Below are 16,032 nucleotides of genomic sequence, written 5' to 3'. Positions count from 1 at the left end.
TGGGGTCAGGAGATGCCGAGGTCCTTGTCCACCATCGCGAACAGTTCGTCGTCGGTGGCGTCGTCGAGATGCCGGCCGATGTCGGCGCCGCCGCTGTCCTGGCCGAGCCGGGAGAGCATCGCCTGCAGGCGTACGGTGGCCCGCACCCGGGCCGCCTCGTCCCGCGCGACCACGTCGAGGCCCTCGGCGATCCGGTCCAGATCGTCGAGGAGCGCGTTCGGGGTGACCACGTCGTCATGGGCGACCTCGGCGTAGAGGTACTCCGCCAGGGTCGTCGGGGTCGGGTAGTCGAAGACCAGGGTGACCGGGAGGGCCACGGCGGTGGCCGAGCCGAGCCGGTTACGCAGCTCGACGGCGGTGACGGAGTCGAAGCCCAGCTCCCGGAACGCCCGATGCTCGTCCACCGACTCGGCGGACGGGTAGTTGAGCACGGCGGCGACCTGGCTACGGACCAGGCCGAGCAGCACGGCGAACCGCTCGGTGGCGGGCAGCCCGGCGAGCCGGTCCCGCAACGACTCCGGGCCGTCGCCGACTTCCACACTGGCCACCGCCTCGGCGGCTGCGAGCCGCCGGACGTCCGGCAGGTCGCTGATCAGCGGACCGGGCCGGGTGGCGGTGAACGCGACGGAGAACCGTTCCCAGGCGATGTCGGCGATGGTGAGGAACGCCTCGCCGTGGTCCACGGCCTGGTGCAGCGCGGTGATCGCCGCCTCCGGGGTCATCTCGGGTACACCGTGGCGGTGCAGCAGATCGCCGAGCGGCCCGTCGGCCATACCGCCGCCGGCCCACGCCCCCCAGGCGATGGAGGTGGCGGTGAGGCCGAGGCCGCGACGGTGCTGGGCGAGCGCGTCGAGGAACGCGTTGCTCGGGGCGTAGTTGCCGACGCCGGAGCTGGCCACGCTGCCGGCGAAGGACGAGAACATGACGAACGCGGACAGCTCGTGGTCGAGGGTCAGCTCGTGCAGGTTGTACGCGACGTCGACCTTGGCCTGCAGCACCCGTTCGATCTGCTCGGGCCGGATGTCGTTGATCATGGCGTCGTCGAGGACGGCGGAGGCGTGCACGACCACGGTGAGCGGGTACTCGGCGGGGATCTGGTCGATCAGCTCGGCCAGGGCTTCGCGGTCGGAGGCGTCGCACTCGGCCACGACGGCCTGGGCGCCCAGCGCGGTGAGGTCGTCGACGAGCTGCTGCGCACCGGGTGCGGCCATGCCCCGGCGGCTGACGACGACGATGTTCTCCACACCGCTGCGGGCCAGCCAGCGGGCGGCGTGCCCACCGAGCGCGCCGGTGCCGCCGGTGACGAGCGCCGTGCCGTACGGCTGCCACGGGTTGGCGGGCTGGCTGTCGCCGAGCGGGACGCGGGTGAGCCGGCGGGCGAGCAGGCCAGTCGGCCGTACCGCGATCTGGTCCTCGTCCCCGGCGGTGGTGAGGGCCGCGACGAGCAGGTCGGCGCAGCGGTCCTCGACGGCCTCGGGCAGGTCCACGAGCCCGCCCCAGCGCTGCGGGTGCTCCAGCGCGGCGACCCGGCCGAAGCCCCAGACCAGCGACTGCACCGGGGAGCGCAGCAGGTCGGCCATACCGACGGACGCGGCGCCGGAGGTGACGCTCCACATCGGCGCGCGCAGGCCGATGTCGCCGAGGGCCTGGAAGAGCGCGACGGTGGCGGCGAAGCCGCCGGGCACGGAGGGGTGCAGCGGGTGGGCCAGTTCGTCGAAGGCGAGCAGCGAGACCACGCCGGCGACCTCGGCGGTGGCGTCGCCGCCCGGTGCGGCGGCCAGCGCCTCCCGCAGCAGCTTGCCGAACTGGTCGCGGTCGACGTCGGGCGTGGAGACGGCCACCGGGACGAGGGTCGCGCCGGCCGCCGCGAACGCCTCGACGCAGGCGTCCTGCCATGGCTCGATGATGTCGCCGGTCGGCAGGACCACGACCCAGGTGCCGTCCATGCCGCGGTTGGCGACGCCGGTCAGCGGCTTCCAGGTGTCCTGGTAGCGCCAGCTGTCGATGTCGGCCTGCCGGCGCCGCTGCCGGCGCCAGGAGGCGAGCATCGGCAGGGCCGGCAGCAGCGCGTCGAGGACCTCGTGTGCCGGGGTCTCCTCGGTGGCGATGGTCTCGGCGAGGGCCGTGACGTCCCCGCTCTCGACGGCGGCCCAGAAGCCCGCGTCGCCCGGGTCGCCGCTCATGCCCGACAGCAGGCTCTCCAGATCGGGCCCGCCGCTGCCGTCGAGCCAGTACCGGTGGTGGTCGAAGGCGTAGGTGGGCAGGTCGACGGTCGCCGCGGCCGGAAGCACCTTCGTCAGGTCGACGGGCAGGCCGACGGTGTACGCGGTGGCCAGGTTGGTCAGCAACCGGGTCACGTCGTCGTCACCACGACGCAGACTACCGATGGTGTGCCCACTCACACCGGCGTCGTCAAGAATCGCAGTCACCGGCATCGCCAGCACCGGATGCGGACTGATCTCGACGAACGTGGTGTACCCGGCAGCCACAGCCGTCCGCACGGCCGCGTCGAAGAGCACAGTCTGCCGCAGATTGTCGTACCAGTAGTCAGCGGTCATGGTGAGCGGGTCAGCCCACTCGCCCGTGAGGGTGGAGACCAGCCGGGTGTGGCCGGCCCGCGGGGTGACGCCGGCCAGGTCCGTGCGAAGCTGCTCGGCCACCTGCTGCACGGCCTCGGAGTGCGACGCGTAGTCCACGGGGATCAGCCGGGCGCGGACGCCCTGCGCCTGGCACGCCTGCACGAGGTCGGCCACGGGCTGCGGCGGACCGGACACCACGACGGTGGACGGCCCGTTGACGGCCGCGACACCGACACCCGGGAACTCCCCCAGGCGCTCGGCAACCGCGTCGGCCGACAGGTCGATCGACGCCATCGTCCCGGTCCCCCGCAGCACCGTCAGCGCCCGCGACCGCAACGCCACTGCCCTCGCAGCGTCCTCCAGGCCCAGGATCCCGGCGACACAGGCCGCGCCGATCTCGCCCTGCGAGTGACCGATCACCGCGTCCGGGACGACGCCCGCCGCGCGCCACACGGCCGCCAGGGCGATGCCGACGGCCCACAGCACGGGCTGCACGACCTCGACCCGCTCCAGCCACGACTCGTCGTCACCGGTCAACACCGCGATGAGGTCCACGTCGAGGTACGGCGCCAGGGCCCGCTGGCACTCGGCCAGCTTCGCGTCGAACACCGGCGTACGACCGACGAGCCCGGCCGCCATCCGCGCCGACTGCGCCCCCTGACCCGGGAACACGAAGACGGGACCTGCGCCGGCGCTGGTGACCGTACCGGTGACGAGGTTCCCTGCCGGCTGGCCGGCGGCGAGGGCGTCCAGCCCGGCCAGCAGCTCGTCGGCGGTCGACCCGACGACGGCGGCACGGTGGTCGAACGTCGAGCGGGTGGTGGCCAGCGACCAGCCGACCGCCGCCGGATCGATCTCGCCGCGCCTGCGCAGGAAGTCCGCGAGCCGGGCCGCCTGCCCGCCCAGGGCGGTCCTCGACCGGGCCGACACCGGCCAGAGGGTCACGTCCGAGGCGACCAGGTCCGGCCGGCGCGCGGGCTCGACGGCGCCGGTCCCGTCCGCCTGCTCGCCGTCGACGGTCGCCGCCTCGGCGACGCGCGGGCGGTACTCCTCGAGGATGACGTGGGCGTTGGTGCCGCTGACCCCGAAGGAGGAGACGCCGCCGCGGCGGGGGCGGTCCAGCTCCGGCCACGGCTTGGACTCGGTGAGCAGGGAGACCGCCCCGGCCGTCCAGTCCACGTGCGGGGACGGCTCGTCGATGTGCAGGGTCTCCGGCATGACGCCGTTGCGCAGCGCCATCACCATCTTGACCAGACCTGCGACGCCGGCGGCGCTCTGGGTGTGGCCGATGTTCGACTTCACCGAGCCCAGCCACAGCGGCCGGTCCGCCGGGCGGTCCTGCCCGTACGTGGCGATGAGCGCCTGCGCCTCGATCGGGTCGCCGAGGGTGGTGCCGGTGCCGTGCGCCTCGACCATGTCGACGTCGGCGGTGGAGAGCCGGGCGTTGGCGAGGGCCTGGCGGATGACCCGCTGCTGGGAGGGGCCGTTGGGGGCGGTGAGCCCGTTGGAGGCGCCGTCCTGGTTGAGGGCGCTGCCCCGGATCACGGCGAGGACCGGGTGGCCGTTGCGTTCGGCGTCGGCCAGCCGCTCCACGACGAGCACGCCGCCGCCCTCGCCCCAGCCGGTGCCGTCCGCGCCGGCCGCGAAGGCCCTGCACCGGCCGTCGACGGACATGCCGCGCTGCCGGGAGAAGACGACGAACACACCGGGGGTGACCATGACTGTGACGCCACCGGCGATGGCCAGGTCGCACTCGCCGCGGCGCAGCGCGTTCACGGCGAGGTGCAGGGCCACCAGCGAGGAGGAGCAGGCGGTGTCCACGGTGACGGCCGGGCCGTTGAGGCCGAGGGTGAACGAGATCCGGCCGGACGCGACGCTTGTGGTGTTGCCGGTGCCGATGTACATGTCGACGCCCTCGGGCACGTGCGGCAGACCCATGCCGTAGTTCGAGGTGCTCAGCCCGACGAAGACACCGGTGGAGCTGCCGCGCAGCGACAGCGGGTCGATGCCGGCCCGCTCGACGGCCTCCCAGGACGTCTCCAGCAACAACCGCTGCTGCGGGTCCATGGCGAGGGCCTCACGCGGGGAGATGCCGAAGAGGGACGGGTCGAAGTCGCCGGCACCGTCGAGGAACCCACCGATGCGGGTGTAGCTCTTACCCGGCTTGTTGGGATCGGGGTCGTAGAGCGCCTCCAGGTCCCACCCCCGGTCGTCGGGGAACTCGGTGAGCGCGTCCCGGCCGTCGGCGACGAGCTCCCACAGGTCCTCCGGCGACCGGACGCCACCGGGGAAGCGGCAGCTCATGGAGACGATGGCCAGCGGCTCCTGATCCCGGGCCTCGACGGTCTGCAGCTTGCGCTTGGTGTCGTGCAGGTCTGCGGTCACCCGCTTGAGGAAGTACCGCAGCTTGTCGTCGCTCATCGGGTGGCCCCTGCCTCGATCCGAAGGTTGGTCATCTCAGGAGATTCCAAACTCTTTGCTGATGAAGTCGAAGATCTCGTCGTCGCTGGCCGAGTCGAGGTCTGGCCGGTCCGGTTCGACGGAGGGCCCGGCCGCAAGGTCGGACGCCTTGGCGAGCAGGTCCTGCATCCGGGCGGTGAACCGGGCGCGGGCCGCCGGGTCGAGCGGGATGGCGGTGAGCAGGCTCTCCACCGTGTCGATGCCCTGGAAGAGCGGTTGGGTGGAGGGCGCCGTGTCGGCGGCGATCTCGCTTGTCAGCTTCTCGGCGAGCGCCGTCGGCGTCGGGTAGTCGAAGACGAGCGTCGCCGGCAGCCGCAGGCCGGACAGGTTGTTGAGCCGGTTGCGCAGGTCGACGGCGGTGAGTGAGTCGAAGCCCAGGTCGGTGAAGAGCCGGTTCGGGTCGACCGCGTCAGGGCCGGCGTGGCCGAGGACGGCGGCGATGTTCGCCCGTACCACGTCGAGCACCACCTTGAGCCGCTCCGGGGCGGCCAGTCCGGCGAGCCGCTGGCCGAGTTGGACCCCGCCGGAGCGGGCACCGGTGGCGTCCACGGAGCGCCGCAGCGGCACCCGGACCAGGGCCCGGAGGATGGGCGCGAGGGTGCCGCCCTCCGCCTGCCCGCGCAGCGTCCCGACGTCCAGGCGCATCGGCAGGACGGCCGCCGCGTCGAGCCGCCACGCGGCGTCGAAGAGATTCAGCGCCTGCTCGGTGGCCAGGCCGGTGGCGCCCTGCTCGGCCATCCGTCGCACGTCGTCGTCGCCGAGGTGACCCGTCATGCCGCTGGCCTGCTCCCACAGGCCCCAGGCGAGCGAGTTGCCGGCGAGCCCACGTGCCCGGCGGTGCGCCGCGAGGGCGTCGAGGAAGGCGTTCGACGCCGCGTAGTTGGACTGGCCGGCGCTGCCCAGCGTGGCCGCCGCCGAGGAGAACAGGACGAAGGCCGCGAGGTTCGCGTCGGCCGTGAGGCGGTGCAGGTGCCAGGCGGCGTCGATCTTCGGCACGGCGACCGCGTCCACCCGGTCGGGGGTCATCGACTCCAGCACGCCGTCGTCGAGGACGCCGGCGGCGTGCACCACGGCGGTGAGCGGGTGCGCCGCGGGCACCCCGGCCAGCAGCGCCGACAGGGCCTCGGGGTCGGCGGCGTCGCAGGCCACGACGGCCACCTCCGTACCGGTGCCGGCGAGTTCGGTGATCAGGTCGCCGATCCCCTCGGCCGCCGCGCCGCGCCGCCCGGCCAGCAGCAGGTGCCGTACGCCGTGGCTGGTGGCGAGGTGGCGGGCCAGGATGCGGCCCAGCACGCCGGTGCCGCCGGTGATCAGCACGGTGCCGGCCGGGTCGATCCCGCCGGGCAGCGGTTCGACGGCGGCCGGAACCCGGCCGAGCCGTGGCGTGCGGACCTGCCCGTCGCGCACGGCGAGCTGCGGCTCGCCGGAGGCGATGGCGGCGGCCACCGCGGCGGCGCTGTCCGGGGCGTCGTCGAGGTCGACGAGCTGGCACCGGCCCGGGTGTTCGAGCTGGGCGGTGCGCAGCAGGCCCCAGACGGGGGCCTGGCGCAGGTTCACCGGCTCCTGCTCCCCTGCCGCGACCGCGTTCCGGGTGACGAGCACCAGCCGCGAGTCGGCGAACCGGTCGTCGGCGAGCCAGGTCCGCAACGCGGCGAGCGTACGGTGCGTGGTGGCCCGCGCCTGTGCGGCGAGCTCCGGGTCCGTCGGGTCCCCGGCGTCGCCGACCGGGACGATCACCGCCTCGGGCGTCGGCTCACCCCCGGCGAGCAGGTCGCCCAGCGAGTCGAGCCCGACGTCGGTACGCACCCGGGCACCGGCCGCCTCGCAGGCGGCGCTGAGCGCCAGGTCGTCGCCGAGCGCCACCCAGCGGGTGGCCGCCGGCACGGGGCCGGTTGGCACCGGCAGCACCGGCCAGTCCACCTGGAACAGCGACTCGTGCCGGCCGGAGCGGGCCGCGCCGAGGGAGTCCCCGGAGACGCGGCGCATGATCAGCGAGTCGACGTGCAGCACCGGGGCGCCGGTGGCGTCGGCCACCTGGAAGGAGACGCCGACCTCGCCGGCCGCGGCGACGCGTACGCGCAGGGCGGTGGCCCCGGCGGCGAGCAGGGAGACCCCGGTCCAGGCGAACGGCAGACGGGGCACGCTGGCGTCGGCGCCGTCGCCCATCCGGCCGAGGAAGCCGCCGATCGACATGGCCTGCAGCGCGCCGTCCAGCAGTGCCGGGTGCACGCCGAAGCGGCCGGCCGTGGCGTGGTGGTCGGCGGGCAGCTCGACCTCGGCGAAGACCTCGTCGTCGCGGGTCCACGCGGCGCGCAGGCCACGGAACGCCGGTCCGTAGCCGAAGACGGTCGCCTCGATACCGGAGTAGAAGTCGTCGGACTCGACGCGTGTCGCGCCGGGCGGCGGCCAGACCCCTAGGTCGAAGGCGGGCGCGGCGTCGGCCGGCTGCGGGCCGAGCAGACCGGTGGCGTGGCAGGTCCAGGCGACGTCGGCGAGGATCTCGTCCGAGCCGTCCCGGTAGGGCCGGGAGTAGAGCTGGACGGTACGCCGCCCGTCGTCGTCCCGGTCGCCGACCGTCAGCTGCACCTGGAGCGCGCCGAGTTCGGGCAGGACGAGCGGGGCGAGCAGGGTCAGCTCCTCCACCGTCGGGCAGCCGGCCTGCTCACCGGCGTACGTGGCCAGTTCGACGAAGGCGGTGCCGGGCAGCAGGATGTTGTCCATCACCCGGTGCTCGCCGAGCCACGGGTGGGTACGCACCGACAGCCGCCCGGTGAAGACCATCCGCTCGCTGTCGGGGAAGGTCAGCGCGGCGCTGAGCAGCGGGTGCCCGGCGTCCTGGAGGCCGGCGGAGGCGATGTCCTGCGCCCGGTGCACCGGCGGTTCGACCCAGTACCGCTGGTGGTCGAAGGCGTACGTGGGCAGTGCGACGGTGTCGGTCTCGGCGAGTACGGCCGTCAGGTCGACGGGCAGGCCGATCGTGTGGGCGGTGGCCAGATTCGTCAGCAGCCGCGTCGCGTCGTCGTCACCCCGCCGCAGACTGCCCAGCGTGTGCCCGCTCGCGCCGGCGTCGTCCAGGATCGCCGTCACCGGCATCGCCAGCACCGGATGCGGAGAGATCTCCACGAACGTGGTGTGCCCGGCGGCGACAGCCACCCGCACCGCCGCGTCGAACTGGACGGTCTGCCGCAGGTTCTCATACCAGTAGTCCGCCGTCATCGACGCCGGGTCCACCCAGTCCCCGGTGAGCGTCGACACGAGGCGGGTGTGGCCCGGCTGCGGCGTCACGTCGGCCAGGTCGGCGCGGAGCTGTTCGGCGACGTCCTGCACCGCCGCCGAATGCGACGCATAGTCCACCGGGATCAAGCGGGCCCGAACACCGTCGGCCTGACACGCCTCCACCAGGTCGGCGACCGGCTGCGGCGGACCCGAGACCACGACCGTGGACGGACCGTTCACTGCCGCGACACCGACGCCCGGGAACGCCGGCAGCCGCTCGGCCACCGCCTCGGCGGACAGGTCGATCGACGCCATCGTGCCTGTACCCCGCAGGACCGTCAGCGCACGGGAGCGCAGGGCCACGGCCTTCGCCGCGTCCTCCAGGCTGAGGATGCCGGCCACACACGCGGCACCGATCTCACCCTGCGAGTGACCGACCACCGCAGCCGGCACCACACCCGCGTGCCGCCACACCGCCGCCAGAGCCACACCGACGGCCCACAGCACCGGCTGCACCACCTCGACCCGCTCCAGCCACGACTCGTCCTCGCCGGTCAACACCGACACGAGATCGACATCGAGGTACGGGGCGAGAGCCCGCTGGCACTCCGCCAGCCGCGCGTCGAACACGGGCGTACGACCGACGAGACCGGCGGCCATTCGTGCCGACTGCGCGCCCTGGCCCGGGAACACGAACACCGGGCCCGCGCCGTGGGACGTGGTGGTGTCGGCGACGACGTTGCCGGCCGGCGTCCCGGACACCACCGCGTCCAGCCCCGCCAGCAACTCCTCAGTGCCCGACCCGACGACAGCGGCACGGTGACCGAACGCCGACCGGGTCGTAGCCAGGGACCAGCCCACCGCCGCCGCGTCGATGTCACCGCGCTCACGCACGTACTCCGCGAGACGGGCCGCCTGGCCGGCCAGGGCGCCCTTCGACCGTCCCGACAGCGGCCACAGCACCGCGTCGGAGGCCACGAGCCCGGGGCCGGGCTCGGCCGGTGCCACGGACAGTTCGTCGGCCTGCTCGATGATGACGTGGGCGTTGGTGCCGGAGATGCCGAACGACGACACCGCCGCCCGGCGCGGCCGGTCCACCGCCGGCCAGGGCCGCGACTGCGTCGCCAGCTCCACCGCGCCGGAGGTCCAGTCGATGTGCGGGGACGGCTCGTCCACGTGCAGCGTCGCCGGGACGAGGCCGTGCCGGATGGCCTGCACCATCTTGATCACGCCGGCCACACCGGCGGCGGCCTGGGCGTGGCCGATGTTCGACTTGATCGAGCCGAGCAGCAGGGGCCGGTCGGCGGGCCGCTCTCGCCCGTACGTGGCGAGCAGGGCCTGGGCCTCGATCGGGTCGCCGAGGGTGGTGCCCGTGCCGTGCGCCTCGACCACGTCCACGTCGGCCGTGGTGAGGCGGGCCGACGCCAGCGCCTGCCGGATCACCCGCTGCTGCGAGGGGCCGTTCGGGGCGGTCAGCCCGTTGGAGGCGCCGTCGGAGTTGATCGCCGAGCCGCGCACCACCGCGTAGACGGTGCGGCCCTGCCGGCGGGCGTCGGAGAGCCGCTGCACGAGCAGCATGCCGACGCCCTCGGACCAGCCGGTGCCGTCGGCGGACGCGGCGAACGACTTGCACCGGCCGTCGGCGGCCAGGCCGCGCTGCCGGGAGAACTCGACGAAGGCGGTCGGGGTGGCCATCACCATGACGCCACCGGCGAGGGCCATGTCGCACTCGCCGCGCCGCAGCGCCTGGCCGGCCCAGTGCAGCGCGACCAGGGAGGACGAGCAGGCCGTGTCCAGCGACACCGCCGGCCCCTCCAGCCCGAACGTGTACGCCACCCGCCCGGAGATGACGCTGCTGGTCATCCCGGTCAGCATGTAGCCCTCGGCGGCCTCCGGCGAGTACACGAGCAGCGAGCCGTAGTCCTGGCCGCTGGTGCCGACGAAGACGCCGGTGCTGCTGCCCCGTACGTCGGTGGGGTCGATGCCGGCGGACTCGAAGGACTCCCAGGTGGTCTCCAGCAGCAGTCGCTGCTGCGGGTCCATGGCCAGGGCCTCGCGGGGCGAGATGCCGAAGAAGTTGGGGTCGAACCTGTCGACGCCGCTGAGGAAGCCGCCGCCGCGGGCGTAGAAGGTGCCGGGGGCGTCGGGGTCGGGGCTGTAGAGGCTGTCGAGGTCCCAGCCACGGTCGGTGGGCAGGTCGCTGATCGCGTCCACGCCGTCGACCACCAGCCGCCACAGGTCGTCGGGCGACCACACGCCGCCGGGCAGCCGGCAGGCCATGCCGATGATCGCGAGGGGCTCGTCGTCGCCGACCGACACGGCGGTCGTCGTGGGTCGCACGGGAACCGGGGTGCCGGCGATCTCCGTACCCAGGAAGGCCGCCAGGTCGTGCGGGGTCGGGTAGTCGAAGACGAGGGTGGCCGGCAGCCGCATCCCGAAGGCGTTGTTGAGCCGGTTGCGCATCTCGACGGCGGTGAGCGAGTCGAAGCCGAACTCGCTGAACGCCCGGCGCGGCTCGATGGCCGCCGGGTCGGGGTAGCCGAGCACGGCGGCGGCCTGCCCCCGGACGATCTCGACCAGCGCGGCGGCCCGCTCGGCGTCGCCGAGCCCGGCGAGCTGCTGCACCAGCGACGCGCCGGTGCTGGCCGCGGCGGCGCGGGCGGGCGTGCGGATCAGCGCCCGGTACAGCGGCGGGATGGTCCCGCCGGCGAACTGCACCTTCATCGCGGCGAGGTCCAGCCGGGCCGGGACGAGCGCGGCGTCGGTGGTGCGGCAGGCCGCGTCGAAGAGGGCGAGCCCTTCCTCGGCCTCCATGGCGGCGACGCCGGAGCGGGAGATCCGGTTCAGGTGGACGTCGTCCAGCTCGGTGGTCATGCCGCTGCGGTCGGCCCAGAGGCCCCAAGCGAGGGTGAGGGCGGCGAGGCCGCGCGCCTTGCGGTGCTGGGCCAGCCCGTCGAGGAACGCGTTGGCGGCGGCGTAGTTGCCCTGGCCCGGGCCGCCGGCGGTGGCGGCCAGCGAGGAGTACGAGACGAACGCCTTCAGGTCGAGGTCGGCGGTCAGCTCGTGCAGGTGCCAGGCGGCGTCGACCTTGGGCCGCAGCACGCCGTCCATCCGCTCGGGGGTGAGCGAGGAGATGACGCCGTCGTCGCGGACGCCGGCGGCGTGGATGACGGCGGTCAGCGGGTGCTCCGCCGGGATGCCGGCCAGCAGCTCGGCCACCGCGCTACGGTCGGCGACGTCGCAGGCGGCGACGGTGACGCTCACGCCGAGCGCCTCCAACTCGGCGCAGAGCTCCGCGACACCCTCGGCGGCGCGGCCGCGCCGGCTGGTGAGGATCAGGTGCCGGACGCCGTACGTGCTGACCAGGTGCCGGCTCATCAGCCGGCCGAGGGTGCCGGTGGCGCCGGTGATCAGGACGGTGCCGTCGGAGTCGAACGGGGCTGCCGGCGGCTCGGTCGGGGCGGCGACCCGGGTGAGCCGGGCACCGGCGGCGACGCCCGCGCGGATCACGACCTGCGGCTCGTCGGTCGCGACGGCCGGGACGAGCGCGGCGGCGCAGCCGGCCACGTCGTCGACGTCCACCAGCACGAACCGGTCGGGGTTCTCCGACTGGGCGGAGCGCAGCAGGCCGATCACGGCGGCGCCGGCCAGGTCCGTCAGGTCGGTGTCCCGGTCGGTGGCGACCGCGCCCGAGGTCAGCACCACCAGTCGGGACACCGCGTAGCGCTCCTCGGCGAGGAACTGCTGGAGCACGGCGAGCACCCGGTGGGTCGCCTCGGCGACGGCGCGCGGCACGTCCGCCGACGCGGGCGGGTCGAGCAACGGCAGGACCAGCACGCCGGGCGCGTCCGTCCCGCCGTCCATCGCCGTGGCCAGGGCCGCCAGGTCGGGGTACGCCGCCACGGCCGTGCCGGTGGCGGCGACCGCGTCGGTGAGCGCCGCGGCGTCGCCGAGCACCGCCCAGTCGACCGTGGCCGGGCCGGCGGGCAGCGCGAGCGGGGCCCACTCGACCCGGAACAGCGACTCGGTGCCGCCGCCGGAGGCGGTGCGGAGCTGGTCGGCGGAGACCGGCCGCAGGACGAGGGAGCCGACGGAGATGACCGGCGCGCCTGTGACGTCGGTGAGCAGCAGCGAGATGCTGTCGGGGCCGGTGTGCGAGACCCGGACGCGGGCCGCCGCGGCCCCGGCACCGTGCAGGGCGACGTCGTTCCAGGAGAACGGCAGGCGGCCGAATCCGGGGGGCATGCCCGCCCCGGAGGGCTCCCCGGCCGGCGTGGTCAGGCCGAGGGTGTGCAGCGCCGCGTCGAGCAGGGCCGGGTGCAGGCCGTACCCGGCGGCCTCGGCGGCGGGGGCCTCGGGCAGCGCCAGCTCGGCGAAGAGGTCGTCGCCGCGCCGCCAGGCGGAGCGCAGGGCGATGAACGACGGGCCGTAGTCGTAGCCCTGGGCGGCGAGGTTCAGGTAGAGGTCGTCGGTGCCGACCTCGGTCGCGCCCGGCGGCGGCCAGGTGGTCAGGTCGGACCAGCCGGCGGGACCGCTCGGCACGGCCGGGCCGCTGGCCAGCACGCCGCTGGCGTTGCGGGTCCAGGCCCGCTCACCCGTGCCCTCGGTCGGCTCGTCGTCCTGCGCGGAGTGCAGCGACACGGAACGGCACCCGGTCTCGTCCGCCGGGCCGATCCAGAGCTGGATGTCCACGCCCCCGGTCTCGGGCAGGATCAGCGGCGACTCCAGGGTCAGTTCGCGGACGTGGTCCGCGCCGACGTGCGCGCCCGCTTGGAGGGCGAGTTCGACGAAACCCGTGCCGGGCAGCAGCACGGTGTCGAAGACGACGTGGTCGCAGATCCACGGGTGGGTACGCCGGGCCAGCCGGCCGGTGAAGAGGAAGCCCTCGGCGTGCGCGACGCCGACGGCGGCTCCGAGCAGGGGGTGTTGCGCGGGGCGCAGGCCGACCGCGGTGACGTCGCCGGTCCACCCGGCGCCCGCCTCGGGCCAGTAGCGCTGGTGCTGGAAGGCGTACGTGGGCAGGTCCACCCGCCGGGCGCCGGTGTCGGCGAACCACTGCCGCCAGTTGACTGCAACCCCGTGCACGTGCAGCTCGGCCAACCCGGCCAGCAGCCCGTGCACCTCGGGCCGGTCCTTGCGCTGCGCGGCGACGGCCAGCACGACGTCGTCGCCCGGCAGGATCTCGCCGACCATCGCGGTCAGGACGCTGCGCGGCCCGACCTCCAGGAACGTGTCCGCCCCGGCGGCGCGCAGCGCGGTGATTCCGTCGGCGAAGCGGACGGCCTCGCGGACGTGGCGCACCCAGTAGTCGGCCGTACGGATCTCGTCGGCGTCGGCCAGCGCACCGGTCACGTTCGACACCACCGGCAGCGACGGCGCGGAGAACGTCAACCCGTCGAGGACGGCGCGGAACTGGGCGAGCATCGGCTCCATCAGCGGACTGTGGAACGCGTGGCTGACGGTCAGCCGGCGCGTACGCACGCCCCGGTCCCGCCAGACCCGCTCCACCTCGTCGAGGCCCTCGACGGCGCCGGAGACCACGACCGAGGTCGGCCCGTTGACGGCCGCGATCCCGACCCGGTCGGTCGAGCCGGCGATCGACTCGACCACAGCCACCTCGTCGGCGGCCACCGCGAGCATGCCGCCACCGGCCGGCAGGGCCTGCATCAGCCGGCCCCGCGCCGCCACCAGCGCACACGCGTCGGCCAGCGACAGCACCCCCGCCACGTACGCGGCCGTCACCTCACCGATCGAGTGACCGCCCACGAACTCCGGCGCGATGCCGAACGACTCGACGAGGCGGAACAGCGCCACCTCGACGGCGAACAGGCCCGCCTGCGTGAACACCGTCCGGTCCAGCAGGGCCGCCTCGGCGGAACCCTCCAGCGCGAACAGCACCTCCCGCAGCGGACGCGGCAGCAGCGCGTCCAGGTACACGCACACCTCGTCCAGCGTGGCGGCGAACACCGGGAAGCCCGCGTACAACTCCCGGCCCATGCCGGCGCGCTGCGCGCCCTGGCCGGAGAAGAGCACCGCGAGCGAGCCCCGGCCGCCGGCCTGCCCGGCGACGACCGCGCCGGACGGCTGACCGGCGGCGAGGGCGCGCAGCCCGGCCAGCAGGTCCTCGCGGCCGGTCGCGTGGACCACGGCGCGGTGGTCCAGGGTGGACCGGGAGGTGACCGACGAGAAGGCCACATCCAGGGGGCGCAGGGTCTCGTCGGCGGCGATCCGGGCCGCCCAGCGGGCCGCCTGCGCGGCGAGGCCGGCAGCGTCCCGGGCCGACACCGGCACCGGTACGACCGGCCGCTCGACCACCGGCGCGGCGGCCGACGGGGCCGGCTGCGGTGCCGGGGCCTGCTCCAGGATGGTGTGCGCGTTGGTGCCGGACACCCCGAACGAGGAGACCGCCGAGCGGCGCGGCCGGTCCACCGCCGGCCACGGCGTCGCCTCGGTCACCAGCGAGACGTCGCCGGCCGACCAGTCGACCTCGGGCGTCGGCTCGTCGACGTGCAGGGTGGGCGGTACGACGCCGTGCCGCATCGCCATGACCATCTTGATGACGCCGGCCACCCCGGCGGCCGCCTGCGCGTGGCCGATGTTCGACTTGACCGAGCCGAGCAGCAGCGGCGCGGAGTCCCCCCGGTCCTGCCCGTACGTGGCCAGCAGCGCCTGCGCCTCGATCGGGTCGCCGAGCCGGGTGCCGGTGCCGTGCGCCTCCACCACGTCCACGCCGCCGGCGGCGAGGCCGGCGTTGGCCAGGGCCTGCTGGATCACCCGCTGCTGCGACGGCCCGTTCGGGGCGCTCAGCCCGTTGGAGGCGCCGTCCTGGTTCACCGCGCTGCCCCGTACCACGGCGAGGATGGGGTGGCCGTTGCGCTGCGCGTCCGAGAGCCGTTCCAGCACCAGGACGCCGACGCCCTCGGACCAGCCGGTCCCGTCGGCGGCGGCGGCGAACGCCTTGCACCGGCCGTCGGCGGCGAGGCCGCGCTGCCGGGAGAACTCGACGAAGGCGGCCGGGGTGCACATGGCGGTGACGCCGGCGACGATGGCCAAAGTGCACTCCTGCTGCCGCAGCGCCTGGCCCGCGAGGTGCAGGGCGACCAGGGACGACGAGCAGGCGGTGTCGATGGTGACCGCCGGCCCCTCCAGCCCGAAGGTGTAGGCGATCCGGCCGGAGACCACGCTGCCGGCGTTGCCGGTCATCAGGTGCCCCTCGAGGCCCTGCGCGGCACCCATCAGCACGGTGCCGTAGTCCTGGCCGGTGCTACCGGCGAAGACGCCGGTGCGGCTGCCGCGCAGCGAGTGCGGGTCGATGCCGGCCCGCTCCAGGGCCTCCCACGAGGTCTCCAGCAGCCAGCGCTGCTGCGGGTCCATCGCCAGCGCCTCCCGGGGGGAGATCGCGAAGAAGCCCGGGTCGAAGTCGGCCAGGTCGTGGACGAAGCCACCCTGCCGCGTGTACGACGTGCCGGCCTGCTCGGGGTCGCTGTCGTAGAGCGACCCGAGGTCCCAGCCGCGGTCGGTCGGGAAGTCGGAGACCACGTCCCGGCCGGACGCGACCACCTCCCACAGGTCCTCGGGCGAGCGCACCCCGCCCGGGAAGCGGCAGCTCATGGAGACGATGGCGACCGGTTCCTGTTCACCGGCTTCCACCTCGCGCAGGCGCTGGCGCACCTGGTGCAGGTCAGCGGTGACCCGCTTGAGGTAGTCGAGAAGCTTCGCCTCGTCAGCCATGGACCGCGCACTCCTTGTGTTGACCCGTCGTCGCAGCAGCGATCAC

Annotated in this window: 2 protein-coding genes; both read right to left on the bottom strand. The window is 74.5% G+C overall.

Annotated elements, in window-relative coordinates; translation table 11 throughout:
* Nucleotides 1-5: 5 nt before the first annotated feature.
* On the bottom strand, nt 6-5,000 hold the full coding sequence (locus ABD52_RS02590) for a type I polyketide synthase (protein ID WP_047890658.1): 4,995 nt from the start codon (nt 4,998-5,000) through the stop codon (nt 6-8).
* 36 nt (nt 5,001-5,036) lie between these two features.
* Nucleotides 5,037-15,986, bottom strand: coding sequence for a type I polyketide synthase (locus tag ABD52_RS02585; protein ID WP_047890657.1), 10,950 nt, complete (start codon nt 15,984-15,986; stop codon nt 5,037-5,039).
* Nucleotides 15,987-16,032: the final 46 nt, after the last annotated feature.

The sequence above is a fragment of the Micromonospora sp. RV43 genome (assembly GCF_001029515.1).
GTDB classification, from domain to species: domain Bacteria; phylum Actinomycetota; class Actinomycetes; order Mycobacteriales; family Micromonosporaceae; genus Micromonospora; species Micromonospora aurantiaca.
Note: the sequence above shows the minus strand (reverse complement) of the source record. Positions and strands in the feature narration are given on the sequence as shown.